This is a genomic window from Desulfosporosinus sp. BICA1-9, assembly GCF_000802135.1.
Genome location: NZ_JUEE01000026.1, coordinates 79778 through 97931 on the forward strand (window position 1 = coordinate 79778; position 18154 = coordinate 97931).

Annotated in this window: 18 protein-coding genes; 17 read left to right on the forward strand and 1 reads right to left on the reverse strand. The window is 44.0% G+C overall.

What is annotated here, in order from left to right; all coding sequences use genetic code 11:
• Positions 1–95 precede the first annotated feature (95 nt).
• The 17 genes from JL57_RS03275 (at position 96) to JL57_RS03360 (ending at position 17636) form a co-directional block, all read left to right on the forward strand.
• The gene (locus tag JL57_RS03275; RefSeq protein WP_034140624.1) at positions 96–881 is read left to right on the forward strand and encodes an enoyl-CoA hydratase/isomerase family protein; all 786 of its coding nucleotides are present in this window, start codon (positions 96–98) and stop codon (positions 879–881) included.
• A gap of 136 nt (positions 882–1017) precedes the next feature.
• Positions 1018–1677 carry a cyclase family protein gene (locus tag JL57_RS03280; RefSeq protein ID WP_034140625.1) on the forward strand — a complete coding sequence of 220 codons (660 nt, stop codon included), beginning with the start codon at positions 1018–1020 and terminating at the stop codon, positions 1675–1677.
• A gap of 77 nt (positions 1678–1754) precedes the next feature.
• Positions 1755–2279 carry a signal peptidase I gene (gene lepB, locus JL57_RS03285; RefSeq protein WP_034140626.1) on the forward strand — a complete coding sequence of 175 codons (525 nt, stop codon included), beginning with the start codon at positions 1755–1757 and terminating at the stop codon, positions 2277–2279.
• A 358-nt stretch (positions 2280–2637) separates the two neighbouring features.
• The gene (locus JL57_RS03290; RefSeq protein WP_045691565.1) at positions 2638–3438 is read left to right on the forward strand and encodes an alpha/beta fold hydrolase; all 801 of its coding nucleotides are present in this window, start codon (positions 2638–2640) and stop codon (positions 3436–3438) included.
• 128 nt (positions 3439–3566) lie between these two features.
• The gene (locus JL57_RS03295) at positions 3567–4199 is read left to right on the forward strand and encodes a TetR/AcrR family transcriptional regulator (protein ID WP_045691568.1); all 633 of its coding nucleotides are present in this window, start codon (positions 3567–3569) and stop codon (positions 4197–4199) included.
• A 22-nt stretch (positions 4200–4221) separates the two neighbouring features.
• Positions 4222–5751, forward strand: a complete 1530-nt coding sequence (locus tag JL57_RS03300; RefSeq protein WP_034140627.1) for a class I adenylate-forming enzyme family protein — start codon at positions 4222–4224, stop codon at positions 5749–5751.
• 92 nt (positions 5752–5843) lie between these two features.
• Positions 5844–7091 (forward strand): substrate-binding domain-containing protein, encoded by a 1248-nt coding sequence (locus JL57_RS03305; RefSeq protein WP_291299636.1) that lies wholly within the window; start codon positions 5844–5846, stop codon positions 7089–7091.
• 52 nt (positions 7092–7143) lie between these two features.
• Positions 7144–7899, forward strand: a complete 756-nt coding sequence (locus tag JL57_RS03310; protein WP_291299637.1) for an ABC transporter ATP-binding protein — start codon at positions 7144–7146, stop codon at positions 7897–7899.
• Positions 7896–8624, forward strand: a complete 729-nt coding sequence (locus tag JL57_RS03315; protein WP_034140628.1) for an ABC transporter ATP-binding protein — start codon at positions 7896–7898, stop codon at positions 8622–8624. The genes JL57_RS03310 and JL57_RS03315 overlap by 4 nt, the downstream gene beginning before the upstream one ends.
• A gap of 2 nt (positions 8625–8626) precedes the next feature.
• Entirely contained in the window at positions 8627–9499 is an 873-nt protein-coding gene (locus JL57_RS03320; RefSeq protein WP_034140629.1) for a branched-chain amino acid ABC transporter permease, read from the forward strand.
• Positions 9483–10490, forward strand: a complete 1008-nt coding sequence (locus JL57_RS03325; RefSeq protein WP_291299638.1) for a branched-chain amino acid ABC transporter permease — start codon at positions 9483–9485, stop codon at positions 10488–10490. The genes JL57_RS03320 and JL57_RS03325 overlap by 17 nt, the downstream gene beginning before the upstream one ends.
• Before the next feature lie 34 nt (positions 10491–10524).
• The gene (fabG, locus tag JL57_RS03330; RefSeq protein ID WP_034140630.1) at positions 10525–11265 is read left to right on the forward strand and encodes a 3-oxoacyl-[acyl-carrier-protein] reductase; all 741 of its coding nucleotides are present in this window, start codon (positions 10525–10527) and stop codon (positions 11263–11265) included.
• A 127-nt stretch (positions 11266–11392) separates the two neighbouring features.
• Positions 11393–12967: a class I adenylate-forming enzyme family protein gene (locus JL57_RS03335; RefSeq protein WP_291299639.1), complete on the forward strand. Its 1575-nt coding sequence runs from the start codon at positions 11393–11395 to the stop codon at positions 12965–12967.
• Between the two features lie 56 nt (positions 12968–13023).
• Positions 13024–14109, forward strand: a complete 1086-nt coding sequence (locus JL57_RS03340; protein WP_034140631.1) for a 3-oxoacyl-ACP synthase — start codon at positions 13024–13026, stop codon at positions 14107–14109.
• A gap of 1 nt (position 14110) precedes the next feature.
• The gene (locus tag JL57_RS03345) at positions 14111–14725 is read left to right on the forward strand and encodes a flavodoxin family protein (protein ID WP_034140632.1); all 615 of its coding nucleotides are present in this window, start codon (positions 14111–14113) and stop codon (positions 14723–14725) included.
• 145 nt (positions 14726–14870) lie between these two features.
• Positions 14871–16715: an SMP-30/gluconolactonase/LRE family protein gene (locus tag JL57_RS03350; protein WP_291299640.1), complete on the forward strand. Its 1845-nt coding sequence runs from the start codon at positions 14871–14873 to the stop codon at positions 16713–16715.
• 645 nt (positions 16716–17360) lie between these two features.
• Positions 17361–17636 (forward strand): CapA family protein, encoded by a 276-nt coding sequence (locus JL57_RS03360; RefSeq protein ID WP_291299643.1) that lies wholly within the window; start codon positions 17361–17363, stop codon positions 17634–17636.
• Positions 17637–17786: 150 nt separating this feature from the next.
• On the opposite strand, the gene JL57_RS03365 is transcribed toward JL57_RS03360, so the two are convergent.
• Positions 17787–18154, reverse strand: a 368-nt coding sequence (locus JL57_RS03365) for a transposase (RefSeq protein ID WP_034140635.1), incomplete at its 5' end; no start/stop codon positions are given.

An 18154-nucleotide genomic window follows, 5' to 3' on the forward strand; every position in this document is an offset into this window, starting at 1 on the left:
AATGTAAATAAAGGAATATTGTTAAGTTTGGCGAATTTCGAATTATCAGCAATGAATTGATATTCATTTTTGGGAATAGAAAGGTGGATGACTTTATGGAGTGGAAAACAGTTAAGCTGGATATTATGGAGACTGGAGTAGCGGTGCTTACATTTAATCGACCTGAAACCATGAATTCGGTCAATGATCAGATTTGTGCGGATGTTCAGGCTGCTTGCAAGGAGGCCGCTGATAATGATGCTGTTAAGGTCATAGTCCTGACTGGAGCGGGTAAGGGGTGGTCTAGCGGGGGAGATATTTCTATGTTAGCTAAAATAAAAGATCCGATCAGCGCCAAGGAGACTTATGATGCCTCAGGTGAACTTGTAAAGGCGATCTATGAAATGAAAAAACCGGTCATAGCGGCACTTAATGGAGTAGTAGCAGGTGCTTCTGTGGCTGCCTGCCTAGCTTGCGACTTGATTATTGCCTCTGAAAAAGCACGTATGGGCTTTACCTTTATGCAATTAGCTTTTTGTCCGGATAGTGGGGCATCGCATTTTCTTATTCAAAAAGTGGGCTATCATAAGGCTCTGGAATTACTGTGGTTTGGTAAAATTATTAATGCTGAAGAAGCAGAAAAATTGGGATTATTAAATAAAGTAGTACCACATGAGGAGTGCCTGCCTGAGGCAATAAGATGGGCAGAAAAGTTAGCTTTGCAGCCGTTAATGACAGTAGGTCTCGATAAGAAACTATTGCGAGAGGCATGGAAAAATGATTATTATCAGCAGACTGAGCTAGAGGCCATGTATCAGGTTTTGACCTGGTCTTCAGAGGATTTCAAAGAAGGCTGTGCTGCCTTTGCTGAGAAACGTAAACCCGTGTTTATGAATAGATAAGAGATAACATAATCGCTAGAAAACAAGGCTGGCTGGAAGAATTTAGAGCTTCCAGCTAGCCTTGTTTCTTTACTTTATTGGCAGGTAGGGGTATATTAGGTTTTAGCGGATGTGGAGTTTATCAAGGAGGTTCATCGTGAAAGTTACGGATTTAACACACATTATTCATTCGGCTATGCCTGTTTTCCCAGGAACAGAACAGCCAATTTTCCAAAAGGCAAACACGTTGGAAAAGGAGGGTTTTCAAGAGGCGAAGATTACTATGTACTCACATACAGGTACCCATATCGATGCGCCTGCACATATGCTCCAGAATGAACCTTATTTAGATGATTTCGAGATAGATAAATTTATTGGGAAGGCAATGATTCTGGACTTTTCAAATCTTAAGGGGCCATCGATAGAAGTTAATAGCTTGAGACCCTATGAGGAGAAAATAAAAAATGTTGAGTTCATTATCCTAAAAACAGGCTGGAGTAACTATTGGGGGGATAAAAAATACTTTGAAAATTACCCTTCTTTAAGTGAAGAATCAGCTCAATGGATATCAAGCTTTAACTTAAAAGGAATTGGCATTGATGCAATTTCGCTGGATAGTATTGATACTATTACATTCCCAGTACATAAAATATTGCTGGCTAAGAATATCCTGATTATTGAAAACCTAACAAATTTGAAAGCCATAAACCAAGAATATTTCATTTTAAGTATCATGCCCCTCAAAAATAAAGAGGCTGATGGTTCACCAGTACGAGCATTTTCGATAGAAGACGAGGATGGTTTCTTCTCGTATTGACGAACGCTCGTAAAGTCTTAATAAGTTCTGAGGGTATCAGGAGACTTGGATTTTATGATTTTAGGGGGGATTAAGATTTGAATTTGCGTTTAAAAAATCTGTTTGAATGGTTAGGAATAATCGCATTTGCTTTTATTCTATTACTCATAATAAGAATATTCCTTTTAGATACGAGGATTGTACCTACAGGCTCAATGTTACCAACCATTCAACTGCAGGATAGACTAATTGTAGATAAACTACTCTTTAAATTCAGTAAGATTGAACGTGGTGATATTGTAGTTTTTCGTGCGCCTCCAGCTTCAGGTGAGAAAGATGATCTCGTAAAGAGAGTTATTGGACTACCTGGAGAAGAAATTGAGGTTAAAGATGGCAAAGTGCTGGTCAATGGAGATGCACTTGAAGAGAATTATCTTCAAGAAAGGCCTAATTACCAATACAAACCTGTTCAAGTTCCCCCTGATTCATATTTTGTTCTAGGCGACAATCGACGGAGTAGTAATGATAGTCATGTGTGGGGATTTGTGCCTCAGGAGGATATTAAGGGAAAGGTATGGATACGTTATTGGCCACTTAATTCATTTGGAACGTTAAAAGGTTGAAAAATCCCCTTATCAATGTTGATGAGGGGATTTTTCTTTAAGAATTTCGTGTGAATTAGGATATAACATTACTCGATATAGTGTAAAAAAGTAGATCTGAAATCCGACAAGAATTCAGATTTTAAAATCCAAAACAGAACCGCAAATATGAATGAAAACCTGCCCTGTAGTGATTAACAAAATAATTAATAAATTCTAAATATTCAGTATTGAAAACAAATAATGGTTCATATATAATAGAACATGACAGGTGATTCATGTTACATTTCCCAGTTTGTGGTGAATTGTCGTTGCCAGATAGATGGGGGGATGCAAATGTTTAGGATGCAGTTACGATTAAAGCTGGGAGGCTTGAAGAATGAGTAAAACCTTAGTTAATGGAGTTGAGCTTTACTATGAAATCCATGGTACCGGGGAGCCACTTTTGCTTATCGAGGGACTAGGATATGCCAGTTGGTCTTGGTTTCGACAAATTGAGGCGTTATCAAATGCTTATTGTGTTGTGAGTTTTGATAATCGCGGAGTTGGTAAAAGTGATAAACCGGATATCCCTTACAGTATTGAGTTGATGGCGGACGATGTTGCCCTACTTATGGAGTCCCTAGGTCTTGTGAAAGCGCATATTCTAGGTGTGTCTATGGGCGGATATATTGCTCAGCAGCTTGCGATTAAATATCCCCAAAAAGTTAAAAGCCTAGTGTTGGGTTGCACAGCATTTGGCGGACCGCAGAGCGTACCTTTAACGGAAGAAGCTTTGCAGACCATGCTCAACATCGAAGGTTTAAATGTGGAAGAAGTAATCCGCCAGGGTTTCAAAGTTGCAATCTCTCCACAATTCACCAGAGTCTATCCGGAAGTTGTTGATCAATTAGTGGCTTGGAGACTAGATAACCCAACTCCACGCTACGCTTGGGAACGGCAGTTTGCAGCAGCAGCGGCTTTTAATCTGGAAAGTGAATTATACAAGATCAAGGTGCCTACTTTGGTGATTACGGGTTCAGAAGATATTGTGATACCTCCTCAGAACAGTATTATGATGGCTGAGCGCATTTCTGGAGCACAGCTAGTGATTATACCTGGTGGCGGGCACTTGTTCTTTATTGAAAATGCAGAAGAGTTTAACGGTACGGTTTTAGAATTTCTAGAAAGCATTGTATGATTCAAAAAAAGCTTACCCTATGGTGTTGTCCTTCCTTTCCTAATTTCAGAACAACACCGAGAAAGATAGTCCTGCTTTAAGGTGATTGTAGATTGTAATGACATAAAAATGGAGTGATTTAGGTGACAATGAGCGAAATTGACAGCCAGAGTAAGAATGAAGTTCAAACTTTGAAATACCAAGCTAAGACCAGTAGAGGAGAGGCTACGAGGCAAAAACTACTGGATGCCGCTGAGGAAATTTTCGGCACTAAAGGTTATTTTAACACCTCGATTGTGGATATTACCCTAAAAGCGGAGGTTGCCCAGGGAACGTTTTATATATACTTTCCCAGCAAAATAAACGTATTTCAAGAACTGATCAAAGAATTAAGCCATGCACTGCGCAAAGAAATCAGTCAGGCTTTGATTGGGGCAGGTAGCCTTAGCCGTAGGGAAGCGGAAGAACTAGGTTTTGCAGCCTTCTTTTCCTTTATCAAAGAACACCGTAATCTCTATCGCCTTGTTCAGGAGGTACAGTTTGTCGACGAGGAATTATACCAGTGGTATTATCGTCGGCTTGCCAAAGGTTATATAAAGGGTTTGGAAGCGGCTATGGCTTCAGGTGAGTTCCGTTCTCTTGATCCAGAAATCGTTGCCTATGCTCTGATGGGGATGGCCGAATTCTTAGGAATGCGTTGGGTTCTTTGGGAAAAGAAGGATGTTCCGGAAAAGGCTTTAGCTACGGCAATGAGTTTGATTATGGAGGGACTGATACGATAGAGGAAGGGGGTAAGCATGAATCATGTATGCAGCGGATTGGTTAGGCAAGCGGGCAGAACTGACCCCAAATCAACTGGCTCTGATTGACGAGTTAGGTAGTCGAAGGCTTACCTACTTGGAAATGCAACAACGGGCCGAAACTTTAGTGTCCTTTCTTTATCATGAGTTAGGCCTGAGGGAGGGGGACCGTTTGGTCATCATGGCCTGGAATCGCTTGGAACATCTTGACCTACTCTTTGCGGCTCAAAAGCTCAGTGCCATCTTTGTACCTTTGAACGTTCGTCTATCTGTACCTGAAATTGAGTCTATCCTAAGGGATTGCCAGCCCAAAATCTTGTTTTACGGGGCTGAAATGAATGAAACATTAGGAAAAGTAGCCAGCCCAGATAATTTGCAATTTGTGCGACTTGATGGGAAATCCGTTATGGGTAGTCCTGGGGAACCCAATAGGTTTGAGAAATGGAATTATGAGCAAATAATAGGATATGGTTGCCGGGAATTCCCCAGACCCCAACGAACTATGGAGTCAGTCTGGCTGATTCTCTATACTGGCGGGACCACAGGGTTACCTAAAGGAGCAGTTCTTAATCAGGGGATGGTAACCTGGAATGCGATTAATACAGCCGTAAGTTGGCAACTGAGTGCTGCTGATATCGCCCCTGTTTTCACGCCTTTCTTTCATACCGGTGGACTCAATGTTCTGGCGACACCTTTGCTGCATCTGGGGGGGACGCTGATTCTCAGTGGACCGTTTCAACCTGGGCGGGCTTTAGAGAGTATCAGTCGTGAACGGGCTACCTTAGTCTTTATGGTGCCTACAATGTTTCAAATGATGGCACAGGAAGCCGAATTCTCAACGGCTGATTTAAGTTCCGTTCGCTTTTGCATTTCCGGTGGGGCACCTTGTCCGTCATCTATCTATGAAACTTATTGGGCTAAGGGCTTAGTTTTTAAACAAGGCTACGGCTTGACTGAGGCCGGACCCAATTGTTTTTCCCTTCATTCCGACGATGTTCAACGTAAGCAAGGATCCATAGGCAAACCAGTCTTTCATAGTGAAGTCAAGCTTGTAGATGTTGAGGGGAGGGAAGTAGCGACGAATCAGGTAGGCGAGCTGCTCATCCAAGGAAACCATCTGGCTGCGGGATACTGGCAGAATCCGGAAGCGACGGCGGCGACTTTTCGCAAGGGCTGGGTATATACCGGGGATCTGGCCTGCAGGGATGAAGAGGGATATTACTCTATCGTTGGACGCAAGAAAGAGCTGATCATCAGTGGAGGGGAAAATATTTATCCTGCGGAGGTAGAGGCGGTTCTCAACAGTCATCCGGATGTGACTGAGGTGGCAGTGATTGGAGTAGCCCATGAAAAGTGGGGTGAGGTGCCCAAAGCTTTTCTTGTTCTGAGGACAGAGAATAGTGTGACTGAAGAGGAGGTGATTCGGTACTGTCAAAGGCATCTGGCCAGCTATAAGGTACCCAAGGAGGTGGAATTTCGTTCGGTATTGCCACATAGCGCAGCTGGGAAGCTTCTTAAACGTGAACTAAGTTAAAGGGATAGAAGCAATTGACGGGGCAAAAGAAGGGAATATTTTGACGTTAATTATCAGAATATTTAGCATATTAAGAATTAGGAGGGGTCGATTTGAGACAAACTAATTATAAAAAAATAATGACAGGGATCGTTGTCTTAGGACTTGGACTCTCACTCTCACTCTTAGCGGGTTGCGGTGCAAAACCTACTGTTACTCCTGAAGCTCAGAGTGGGGCAGTTAAGGAAAAGGAACCGATTAAAATTGGCATAGCAACTTCCAAAACAGGGGCACTGGAAGCCTATGGCAAACAAAACATTCGGGGGTTTGAACTTGGCATTGAGTATGCCACTAAGGGCACAAGCAAAGTAGCTGGGCGGGCCATTCAAATTATTATCGAGGACACTGAAACCAAACCAGACGTCGCTAAACAGAAAGCACTTAAGCTGCTTGATAATGATAAAGTCGATGTTTTAGTGGGTAGTGCTAGTTCTACCGATGCTTTGGCTATCCTGCCTCTTGCCCTGGAATATAAAAAAGTAATGGTGGTCGAACCGGCCGTTGCGGATAGCATTACAGGTGCGCAATGGAACCGTTACATTTTCCGAACCGGGCGCAATTCCTCCCAAGACGCTGTGGCTGGTGCGGCGGCTATTGCTAAACAAGGTGTAAAAATCGCCATATTGGCACCGGACAGCGCTTATGGGCGTGATGGTGTGAAAGCATTTAAACCGGCGGCTGAGAAACTAGGAGCAAAACTCATTTTAGAAGAATTCCCAGCGGCCAATTCGACCGACTTTACTGCTAGTATCCAGCGGATTATCACTGCTAAGCCAGACTTTTTGTTCGTGATTTGGGCAGGAGCCAATACCCCGTGGCAACAGCTTGCTGACCTGAAAGTGACTGAAAAAGGGATTAAGATTTCTACTGGTGCACCGGATATGGCTGCTTTAAAGACTATGTTTAACGTTGTCGGCATGGAAGGCTTCACCGTTTATTATTACACTCTACCCAAAAATCCAGTCAATGATTGGCTTATTACTAAACACAAAGAAAAATATAACGAACCACCTGATCTTTTCACGGCTGGTGGAATGGCAGCGGCATTGTCTATCGTGGCGGCTCTGGAGAAAACTGCTGGAGATGCCGATAGCGAGAAATTAATTACCGCGATGGAAGGAATGTCTTTCGAGACTCCCAAGGGTACAATGACCTATCGTAAAGAGGATCATCAGGCAATGCAAGCTCTCTATGCGATCCGGCTAGAGAAACATGACGGCGTGGCTTGGCCTGTGCCGGTTCTCATGCGCGAAATGACGAAGGAGGAGACATCCCCACCGATTCTGAACGGTAAAGGGTAATAAACGGGGGCGGGGTCCTCTCCGCCTCTTCTCTGAACAAAGGGAGGGAAGTATGATCGAGTCAATTATTCGAACTCAGGATTTGACGATTATGTTTGGAGGGCATACGGCTGTTGACCATGTAAGTCTTGAGGTTGCCCCTCACACGTTTACCTCTATCATCGGTCCTAATGGAGCAGGGAAAACGACTTTTTTTAATTTGTTGAGCGGCTTGTTTCGCTCGTCAGCTGGCCAGATCCTTTTTAAGGGTCAAGACGTTACCAACCTTTCTGCTCATAAGAGAGCAAGGTTAGGCATGGGGCGGAGCTTTCAGATCACGAATGTATTTTCAAGCTTAACCGTTCTGGAAAACGTCCGTTTGGCTGTTCAGGCCAAAGCAGGAGTCCATTATCAAGTTTTGCACCATCACCGGAAATACAGCGCATTTATAGATAAGGCTATGGAACTCCTAGAATCCGTATATTTAAGCGGAAAGAGTGAGCAGCCGGCCAGTTCGCTTGCCCACGGAGATAAACGCAAATTAGATCTGGCAATTATTCTAGCCTTAGAGCCGGAAGTTTTGCTCTTAGATGAACCCACGGCAGGTATGGCAGTTGAAGAAGTACCGGCGATTCTGGAACTTTTAACCCGTCTTAAGGAGGATCGCAGGACAATTTTACTGGTTGAACACAAGATTGATATGGTTATGTCACTCTCCGATATGGTAGTGGTCCTAGCGAACGGCAAGCTATTGGCCAAAGGAGAACCACAACAGATCATGGAAAATGAACAGGTCCAAGCGGCCTATCTGGGGGGGATGTCCCAATGATCCTGCAACTAACTCAAGTGCAAACCTTTATTGATCAATTTCATATTTTGCAGGATGTTTCTTTTGAGGTACCTCAAGGAGAGGTAACCGTTATTTTAGGTCGCAATGGCGCTGGTAAAACGACGACCCTGCGAACTATTATGGGACTTACACCCCCTTCCGGAGGGAGCGTCAAATTCATGGGGGAACAGCTCAATTGCCTGTCTCCCTATGCAATTGCCCGCAAAGGGATAGGGTTTGTCCCAGAAGATCAAGGTATTTTTTCTAGTTTAACTGTTGAAGAAAATCTGAGTTTGGCTATGCTCAAAAAGGATGAGGCAACAAAGGCACGCTTGAGGTTTGTCCTCGATATTTTCCCTGATCTGGAGTATAAACTCCGACAAAAAAGTGATGGTTTGAGCGGAGGTCAAAAACAGATGTTAGCCATTGGACGGGCGTTTGTTAACGATAATCGCTTGCTTTTGATCGATGAACCGAGCAAAGGCCTAGCTCCAATCCTAGTGGAAAAGCTTGCTCAGGCGATCAAAGAGATTAAACAACACACAACCGTGGTGCTGGTGGAACAGAATTTTGCCCTAGCTTCAGCCGTTGGAGAACGCTACGTAATTATTGACGACGGACATACAGTACATCAGGGCCTAATGTCTCAACTTCTGCAGGATCGAGAGTTACAGGGTCGTTATCTGGGGATTACGGCCATTCCTAGACATGGGAAGGTGGTGTGAGGATGGACATTTTTATGAACCTTACCTTAAGCGGACTTTCGACGGGCATGATGATTTTCCTGCTAGCTTCCGGGCTCTCTCTAATCTTTGGCTTAATGGGTGTTCTCAATTTTGCGCATGGAAGTATTTTTATGTGGGGAGCTTACAGCGGGGTATGGATCTACTTTCGAACCCAAAGTTTTTCGTTGGCTATCCTTGCCGGCATGATTATGGGAATGGCCTTGGGATGGTTAGCGGAACGTACGATTATTCGCCGAGTCTATGGTCGCCATGTCTCCCAGATACTCCTCACCACGGGTCTAATGCTGGTCTTAAATGAAGTACTGAAGGCAGTTTTTGGCCCCAATATCATAGCAGTGCCGATCCCACCTCTCTTAGCGGGCAGTTGGGAACTAGGTGGAATTATCATCGTCAAGTACCGTGTCTTTACGATATCTGTGGGATTACTAGTGGCAGCGGCAGTTCACTTTATTCTGACTCGCACTAGAGTCGGCATGATTGTCCGGGCCGGTGTACAGAACCAAGAGATGGTACAGGTCCTCGGGATTAATATCCGGCAAGTGTTTAGCTTAGTTTTCATGTTCGGTGCAGGGTTAGCAGCTTTGGGCGGAGTGATGATGGCACCAGCCATTGGGTCTATCAATCCCAACATGGGTCTGGAAAACCAGATGTTGGCCTTTATCGTCGTAGTGATCGGCGGCATGGGAAGTATTCTTGGTTCTGCTTTGGCCAGTGTTCTCGTGGGTTTGGCCGGAGTTTACACAGCCTGGTTTCTTCCAGAGGCGGCCTTGGCAGTTAACGTTCTGTTCATGACCATTGTACTTTTAATCAAGCCGAGCGGACTCTTCGGCATGGGGGGTGGGCACAATAGCTGATTTTCATCTGCTAAAGAAGGCCGTAGGGCTGCGTCCTGGTAGGTTTCTCGCCTCATCGTCCTGGGTGCTAATGGTTCTGCTCTTCATTTTGGCCGCAATTCCTTTATTTACGTCATCGAGGACAACACTCAATCTTTGGACTGAAATATATATTCTAGGTATCTTTGCTATGAGCTACGACATTCTCTTAGGGTATACGGGGATCGTTTCGTTTGGGCATGCCTTATTCTTTGGGACTGGCGCCTATATGACCGGAATTATTATTCAAAACACCGGACCTACGCTTAGTAATCTTTTGCTGGCTATTATAGGGACGATTTTGTTGGCTGTGATCATTTCCCTAATCATTGGTTACCTGTCTCTGCGAGTAAAAGATGTCTATTACGCTATGATTACCCTGGCCTTTGCTGAACTCTTTTTTATTAGCGCCGAGAAGTGGCGCTCCGTTACCAATGGTGCAGACGGTTTTAGCTTCCAGGTGCCGACCTTTCTCCAAGACAGGGTAGTGTTTTATTATGGGATCTTGATCTTTTTAGTATTAGTTGTTCTTCTCCTCCGGCGCTTCATCGATTCACCCGTGGGCAGGGTGCTTCAAGCCATCAGGGAAAACGAGAAACGTGCCGAATTCTTAGGCTACGATGTTCTGAAATTTAAACTTATTTCTACAGTAGTGGCCGGAGTGGTAGCAAGCTTGGCTGGGATAGCCTGGGCATTACAGCAACGTTTTGTAAGTACAGGGGTTATGGCTGTGGATAAAACGATTGATGCTTTGCTTATGACAACCATAGGAGGTACCGGCACACTTTACGGGGCTCTCATCGGTTCCGGGCTGACTACTATGGCTAGAGATCAGTTGGGCGATTTAGCTAAGATCCACCCTATCTTCGAGCGGTGGTATATTATTTTTGGTCTTCTGTACATTCTGATCGTTCTCTTCTTTCCCGGAGGTATCATAGGTACATGGAATCGGATTTGGGCAAAAATTAGATAATTTTTATGGTATTTAGAATATGGAGGTGGGCCGTATGCGTCTCATGGATAAAGTTACTATCATTACAGGCGGTGCTAGAGGTATCGGAAAAGAAACCGGATTGCTCTTTTTGAAGGAAGGAGCACGTGTGGTTGTTGCTGACTTTGATCGTTCCGCCGGTGAGGCTATGGAAAAAGAAATTAAGGAGCTAGGAGGCGTAGGTTATTTCTACCAAGTTGATGTGACAGACAGAAAGCAAACCCAAGCCATGGTAGAAAACGTGCTGGAACGATTCGGAAGGGTAGATATCCTGATTAATAATGCAGGGATCACCCGTGACGGTGTTTTGACAAAGTTGAATGAAGAAGAATGGGAACAGGTAATCGCTGTCAACCTCACCGGAGTGTTTAATTGTACACAAGCCGTGGTCCAGGTAATGCTTAGTCAAGGGTACGGACGTATAATTAACGCTTCCTCCGTAGTCGGCTTATATGGTAATTATGGGCAAACCAACTACGCTGCGACGAAAGCAGGGGTAATTGGAATGACGAAATCTTGGGCTAAGGAGTTAGGGCGAAAGGGCATTACGGTCAATGCTGTGGCACCGGGTTTTATTGTTACGGATATGACGACGAAGGTTCCGGAAAAGATTCTTAAGATCATGGAGGAGAAGACTCCCGTTGGACGTTTAGGTCAACCGCAAGATGTAGCTCAGGCATATCTCTTCTTGGCATCGGATGAAGCCAGTTACATTAATGGAGCAATTCTTAATGTAGATGGTGGGTTAGTGATATAAGATCAGATTTAATGAGCAGAAGTTCACGAGTAAGTAATAATAAATAAACCCCATCATATTCATGATGATTTTTACTGCGGATGGCGGTCTGCTGTGTCCGAAACAGCTGAAGGGGAGGGAGATAATAGTGAGCGATCATAGTTGGGAATGGATAGGAGACTCTATCGGTCGAAGGGCTCAGCTCAACCCTAAGCGGGAAGCCTTAGTCGATTTAGATACAGGTGTTAAATATAGTTATCATGATTTAAATGATCGAGCCAACAGACTGGCTAATTATTTAGCGGAACAATTTCAGGTTAAAAAAGGAGACAGAGTAGCTTTTATCTCCAGAAACCGGGTAGAAATGTTTGATGCTTTGTTCGCTTGCGGGAAGCTAGGAGCAGTATTCGTTCCTTACAATGTTCGGCTGGCGTCGGATGAGTTGGCGAAGCTCATCGAAAATGAGCAGCCAAAAGTCTTGTTTTATGAGGAGCTATTTGCTTCTACTGTTCAAGAGTTGAAGAACAAGCTGTCTTCCTTAAAGCATTACGTAATCTTAACGGATGAAAAACAAAGTGAAGAGGATATCACGTATGGTTACCTAATCCACTACGGGAACGACAGTCCCAGGAATTGCCCAGGATTAGACTTAGAAGATATTTACTTGTTAATTCATACCGGGGGTACCACTGGGCTTCCTAAAGGAGCCATGATATCCCATAGAGCGGTTTTGTATAACCAATTAAATAACATTTTGGATTGGGGGATCACTAAGGACAAAACATACCATGTCCTGTTGCCTTTATTCCATACCGGTGGATGGAATCTCTTAACCTTGGCTCATCTGATGGTGGGAGGACGCGTATTAATCAACCGATTCTTTGATCCCGGACTCACCTTAAAAGTTATCTCAGAATACAAACCGAATTACGTCTTTGGAGCAGCGACTATCTTCAGAATGATGGCCGAACAAGCAGAATTTGAAAGCATCGATTGGTCCTCCGTAGAATGGGTGATGTCAGGGGCAGCCCCAACACCTGTGCAATTGATGGAAAAGTTTTGGGAGAAAGGAATTAAGATGTGCCTCGGGTATGGCTTAACTGAGGGCGGTCCGACAAACCTATGTATTCCCGTCAATTTTATGAATTTTAGCGAACTTAAAGAAAAACACGCATCTGTGGGAAAACCGTTTACCTTTACATCAGCTAAAATTGTGGGTGACGACGGACAAGAAGTTGAAGTAGAGCAAGTGGGTGAATTGATTTTTAATGGGCCTCAGATTTTTTCTGGGTATTGGCGTAACGAAGCAGAAACCAAGAAAACCTTGTGTAACGGTTGGGTCCACACCGGTGACATGGCCAAGCAAGATAAAAATGGTTTTTATTATATTGTCGGCAGAAAGAAAAATATGTATATCAGCGGGGGCGAAAATGTATTTCCTCCAGAGATCGAAACTCTAATTTATCAAATCCCGGAGGTGCATGAGTGTTGTGTGATTGGGGTGCCTGATCCCAAATGGGGAGAAGTAGGCAAGGCGATCATTGCCTTCAAAGCAGGCAAGATTCTATCTAAGGAACAGGTGCTCGCCTTTCTAAAAGCGCGGCTTGCTTCCTATAAGGTTCCGAAATATGTAATTTCTGTCGAGGAAGTTCCCAAAAATTCAGTGGGTAAAATTGTGGTCCAAGAAGCGGTTCGCTTATATGGGCAACCCCAAGATAACTAAGAATTGTGGATAGCAATCCATTGGAAATAGCTAGTTTAGTAAGATGGGGTGAAAAAATGGAAAAATTAAGGCCAAATATACCCATTGGGTTAAGAAATATAGGTGTCTATTATCCGAGCGCGGTGGTTACTAGTCAGGAAATTGCCGAACAAAGTGGGATTCCGGAAGCGGTGATCAAGGAGAAATTCGGCTTAGATTCTAAACTTAAGGCAGCACCGGGCGAGAATGTTTCCGATATGTGTGTCAAAGCGGCGCAAAACTGTCTTCAGGGGATCATTGAGCCGGCGGAGATTGATCTTATTATTTACCACGGCAGTGAGTATCGAGACTATTACCTCTACAATTGTGCGGCTCATATTCAACATAAACTGGGTGCTAAGAAGGCCAATGCGTTTCAAATAAGTAACTTGTGTGCCTCTGGCCCGCTAGCTCTAGAACTAGCTAAGTCGTTAATGGTGAACCATCCGGAAATAAAGAATGCTTTACTGGTCACGGGTACCAGAGAATCAGATCTTATCGACTTCAGAAATAAACGGGCAAGGTTTATGTTTAATTTTGCTGACGGTGCAGCAGCTTGCTTATTGCAAAGGGGCTATAACAGGAATGAACTACTGGAGACGTCAATGATAACGGATGGGAGTTTTGCCAAAGACGTTGCGGTTTATGGGATAGGGAATATTAGTCATCACAATGATATGCAGATTGAACAGGATTTTGTAAAAGCTGAAGCAGCTAAAGCGGAGGGAAAACAAGTTGGTTACTACGGTTTAGACGTTGCAGACCCAGAATCCATGAAAGAACGATTGGATGCCGTGTCTCTGGTTAATTTTTTAAAAGTCATCAATGGTGCTGCGGAAAAGAGTGGTTATAGTAAAAAGGATATAAAATTTTTAGCGCCGATCTTTATGAAAAGGTCCATTTTACACTTTATTTTAGAACAACTCGATATGAATCTGGACCAATCGTTTATCCTTAAAGATTTCGGTCATGTTCAATCGGCCGATGCCTATATTGCGCTCTATGAAGCTCTTCGCTTAGGTCGTATTCAGGAGGGTGATTTGATTATCATGCTAGGAGCAGGTACAGGGTACTCTTGGGCAGCGACCGCCGTTAAGTGGGGAGAGAAAGGGGAGGCCGTTTAAAATGAAGGTGATTGGCTTTAATGGAAGTCCACGAGAAAAAGGAAATACTGAGTTTTTAGTAGAGACGGCACTTGAACAACTTAGGAAGCAGGGTTTTGAGACAGAGCTGGTGCGCTTAGGAGATAAGAATATTGACCAGTGTAGCGGTTGCTATTCCTGTGTAGAAAAAAAAGAATGCAGTATCAACGATGATTTCGCTGAGCTATTCCAGAAAATGATTGAGGCAGATGGGATAATTCTGGGTTCTCCGGTCTATCATGCCTCCATCCCCCCAAAATTGAAAGCGTTACTGGATAGGGCTGGATTTCTTGGGCGTTGGGTTGTGAATGAAATGAAATCCGAAGACTCCACTTATCAATGGAAAGGCACGGCTTTTTCGGGGAAGGTAGTTGCACCGATTACAGTAGCCAGAAGGGCAGGGCAAACGTTTGCTTTTGCCCAGCTGCTGCTTTGGGCGACGGTAAACGATACCATCGTGGTGGGTTCTAACTACTGGAACGTTGGGGTTGCCGGCACTGGTGGCAAAGTTGATGCTGATCAAGATACTGAAGGTATAGGGATTATTACACACATGGCAGACAATATGGGATATGTACTGAAAAAGCTTAAGAACTAAAAGGGTACGAGATTTGAAAAAATAGGAGGGGATAAGGGGGGAGTAAATAAAGTTTATCTCGCTGGTTTACTTATCGAGAAAATGAACTCGTTCAACTAAAGTTGAACACCGAGTCTCACGATTGAATGAAAAGGAGGAAAATATTATGTGGAAAAATAGAGTATTAAGCATGATGTTGGTGGTCTTCCTCTTATTAATGACGACTCCTTTGGCCTTAGCCCATACGGTATCTCAGACTTGGGGCACGGCCAACGAAGGGACAGGGCTAATCTTTAACACACCGGTGGCTATGGCCAGAGATTCCGCAGGGATGATCTATGTTGCTGATATGGCCAACCACAGGATTGTTAAAATCAATCAAAGTGGGACTGTTCTAAACAAGTTCGGGACATTAGGTTCCGGCAATAGCCAGTTTAACACGCCTTTCGGCGTTGCGATTGATAACAATGGTAACATTTTGGTAGCTGACACAGCCAATTATCGGATCCAGAAGTTTGACTCCAACTGGAATTTTATCAGGGCTTGGGGGACAAAAGGTTCAGATCCTGGTCAATTCGGTCTTGCTAGAGAAATCAGCGTTGACAGCCAAAATCGTTACCATATTGTAGACGAGTTTAATAACAGAATCCAGGTATTTGATGAAAACGGTACTTACCTTTATACCTATGGCGGTACGGGTACAGCCAATGGGATGTTCCGGCTCCCCCAAGGAATTTCAATTATGCAAAGCGTCACCGGTGATAAAGTTTACATCGCAGATACCTATAACAATAGGGTCCAGGTCCTAGATGTAAACGGTAATTATATAACACAACTGGGGGACGGCACCCAGGGTGATAGTGGTACAAAATTCTTCCATCCTAGGGGGGTAAACATTGATACTAACGGAGATGTTTATATTGTTGACACCTATAACCACAAGATTAAGAAATATAACAGCAGTCACGTCTATAGGTGGTCAACAAGCATAGGCATAACTCGACTGGAACCCTGTTTCCCTAATCAGGTGATACCGCTGGGTGACGGGAGTCGTTTCATCGTTTCCGATACCGGCAACAGCCAGTTAATCAAATATCGTGGGTATTCGACTTACGCCTCTGTAGAACAGCACATCGGTGCCGACCGGAAGGACAATAAAGTCTTTTCCGAGAGCGTCAGCTCGGCGGTTGACAGTGCTGGTAATGTTTACATTTCTGATACCTTCAACCACAGGATACAGAAGTTTGACAGCAACGGGAACCTTCTTGCTAAATGGGGAGGTAACAGTGGCGGCGGCGGACCTGAGGCTTACGGGTCCTATTACTGGCAGTTCATTGCACCCAAGCAGGTCTGGTATGACAAGAAGTATGACGATATCTACATTGCAGATACAGGAAACAACCGGATTCAGGTGTTCACGCCCGGCGGGACTTGGCTTATGAACTTCGGTTATTATAACCTTCTCCTGCCGATGGGTGTCTGCACTACCAGTGATGGCAATATCTATGTGTCCGATACGGGCCATAACAGGATAGTGAAGTATAATGCTTTCGGCTACTTCATGAACAGCTTTGGCAGTGAAGGCATGGGTGATGGCCAGTTCAGGCAGCCAAGCTACCTTGCGGCTGACTCTCTCGACAATATTTATGTGGTTGATAGGGTTAACAATAGGGTTCAGAAGTTTGACAAGAATGGCAACTTCATTACCAAGTGGGGCACCAACGGCGGCGTTCCGCTGGAAGATCCGCTGGAAAACTGGGGGGAGGCTGACGGTGACCTCTTCCTGCCCATAGGCATCAGCATGGACAAGGAGAATAACGTTTGGGTTTCCGACTCCTCTAATAACAGGATTCAAAAGTTTACCAACAATGGTGTTTTCCTTGAAAAAATCGGCAGCTTCAGCGGCACAGACGGCAATTTCTTCTCGCCCTGGGGAATAGCATTTGGTAACAACGGAGAAATGTATGTCACAGATGCCCTGCTGAATAGGGTCATCAAATTTGTCCCTTAAACTGGGAGAGTAGATTCGAAAACCAATTTCCCATGATTAAACACGAACGCTTCCTGATGCATTTGACACATTATGCCGGTTCGTGGACTCGCCTACGGTGGATCCTTTTCGTCAGTTCCTGCCAACCTTTGATTTGACCTATCTTCGGTCGTAACCGAAGATAGGTCAAATATTTATAGCTTTACTACTTTAAAACTACCTTTTTTGCACAAAAATAACATTATATGATGAAGTTGTTTAAACTAGGAAAGGACCCTTTATTTTACCGCTACAAAATCAAGATAAGAAAACATCTTCCAGGGAACTTTAAGCTTATGTTCTATTTGAATGTAAGCGGGAGGTGGTCTTTCGTGTTCAACCGATTTCTGGCTATCCTCATTACCTTGACATTCGTTTTTGGACTTACAGCCCAAGTTTAAGCTGCGGATACACTCCTGACCCAAAACATCGTTGCTGTTAAAAAGAAAACTGATTTTGTAGATATCCTGCAAGTTATCCCTAATCTGGAGTTAGACATCAAGTATGCGACCACGGATAATTTTACTCATACCAAACTTTACGATAGCCCCCCGGGCGTTTCTTCGCTAATCAGTACAGCAAACTATAAAAACTGCCATCACTATTAGTGCCATTGGAGATGTTACACTGGGTCAAGATGAACGCTATTTATATGAGGGTAGTTTTGATCAGTACTACAAATTGAAAGGGTATAACTACTTTTTCTCAGGGGTGAAGAAGATCCTAGGTGAGGATGATCTGACGATTGCCAATCTAGAAGGAACATTAACTGAGGCAACCGAAAAACCCGATAAAAGTTCCCAGGGAAATCAGGCGTTTTTCTTTAAGGGAAATCCGCACTACACGGAAATCTTGAAGGACGGGAGCATTGAGGCTGTAAACTTATTTCCGCCAACAATATAACTTTGTCAATGGTGAACTTATTGGAATAAGTCCACCCCGGATAATACCATGCCAATTGACGTCTAGTTTTGTAAGCGCTTAACGAAGCAGTGCATTGACAAAATAAAACCCCAGTACAATTCATCATACTGGGGCGAACCATCCAAGCTATTATTGATTGTTGCGACAGTAGTCTGGCAGTTTCTGTGACCAGGGCATAAAGTCCTCAAGTAGTGATGGATTAGCCTTGAAGTCAATTCCTGGCAGTTTACTGAAGATATAGAATAGGAACATGTAGACGTTGATTTTATTAGCCTTAGCTGTTTCCACAATACTGTAAACGATGGCGCTGGCTTTGGCCCCTTTGGTCGTATCTGAAAATAACCATCCCTTCCTTCCTATAACAAAGGGGCGAATTTTATTCTCAGCTCGATTGTTAGATAATTCAATCCGTCCGTCTTCGAGAAACGCGCTCAATGAAGCTTTTTGGTTGACAGAATAGGTGATGGCTTCCGCAAGTTTGGAGCCTTGGAGAACGT

Coding starts and splice junctions, on each gene's coding strand:
- JL57_RS03290 (WP_045691565.1), top strand. CDS start 2,638: ATGAGTAAAACCTTAGTTAATGGAGTTGAGCTTTACTATGAAATCCAT.
- JL57_RS03310 (WP_291299637.1), top strand. CDS start 7,144: ATGATCGAGTCAATTATTCGAACTCAGGATTTGACGATTATGTTTGGA.
- JL57_RS03340 (WP_034140631.1), top strand. CDS start 13,024: ATGGAAAAATTAAGGCCAAATATACCCATTGGGTTAAGAAATATAGGT.
- JL57_RS03350 (WP_291299640.1), top strand. CDS start 14,871: ATGTGGAAAAATAGAGTATTAAGCATGATGTTGGTGGTCTTCCTCTTA.
- JL57_RS03300 (WP_034140627.1), top strand. CDS start 4,222: ATGTATGCAGCGGATTGGTTAGGCAAGCGGGCAGAACTGACCCCAAAT.
- fabG (WP_034140630.1), top strand. CDS start 10,525: ATGCGTCTCATGGATAAAGTTACTATCATTACAGGCGGTGCTAGAGGT.
- JL57_RS03275 (WP_034140624.1), top strand. CDS start 96: ATGGAGTGGAAAACAGTTAAGCTGGATATTATGGAGACTGGAGTAGCG.
- JL57_RS03295 (WP_045691568.1), top strand. CDS start 3,567: ATGAGCGAAATTGACAGCCAGAGTAAGAATGAAGTTCAAACTTTGAAA.
- JL57_RS03345 (WP_034140632.1), top strand. CDS start 14,111: ATGAAGGTGATTGGCTTTAATGGAAGTCCACGAGAAAAAGGAAATACT.
- JL57_RS03320 (WP_034140629.1), top strand. CDS start 8,627: ATGGACATTTTTATGAACCTTACCTTAAGCGGACTTTCGACGGGCATG.
- JL57_RS03315 (WP_034140628.1), top strand. CDS start 7,896: ATGATCCTGCAACTAACTCAAGTGCAAACCTTTATTGATCAATTTCAT.